The sequence below is a fragment of the Vibrio sp. 1641 genome, assembly GCF_033339995.1.
GTDB lineage: Bacteria > Pseudomonadota > Gammaproteobacteria > Enterobacterales > Vibrionaceae > Vibrio > Vibrio alginolyticus.
Window position 1 is genome coordinate 1 of record NZ_JAWOVP010000512.1, and the last position, 517, is coordinate 517.

At 49.5% G+C, this 517-nt stretch carries 1 pseudogene; it reads right to left on the reverse strand.

Going from position 1 to position 517, the window contains the following annotated elements:
• Nucleotides 1-517: pseudogene (locus R7Z47_RS26850) on the reverse strand (CoA-disulfide reductase); the annotation flags it as partial.

Below are 517 nucleotides of genomic sequence, written 5' to 3' on the forward strand. Positions count from 1 at the left end.
TTCAGTCAGGTTGTCGATTTCATCGTAATGAATCGCCGTTGCGTCACCTTTGATGATGTTATTTGCCACAAATGCCGCTTGGTTGATCACATCTTTTGCACTGCCGTAAGGTGGCGCGTAAGTCAGTTCAAGATGCTGCAGTTGTTCAACCGTCATGCCAGCACGTTGTGCAACAGCCATAACGTCGATGCGTTTATCGATGCCATCTTTACCAACTGCTTGAGCACCTAAAATCTTGCCTGATGTTGGATCGAACAACATTTTGAACGACACCACTTCAGCGCCAGGGTAGTAACTCGCGTGGCTTGCGGTATGCACGTACACTTTGTCGTATTCGATACCAGCGCGTTTTAGTTGCTTCTCGTTTTTGCCGGTAGAAGCCACTGCAAGGTCAAAGATCTTACAAATCGCTGTCCCTTGTGTGCCTTGGTAGGTTTCTTTGCGGCCGAGCATATTGTCCGCTGCCATACGGCCTTGACGGTTTGCCGGGCCTGCAAGTGGCACTAGAGTTTGCTCG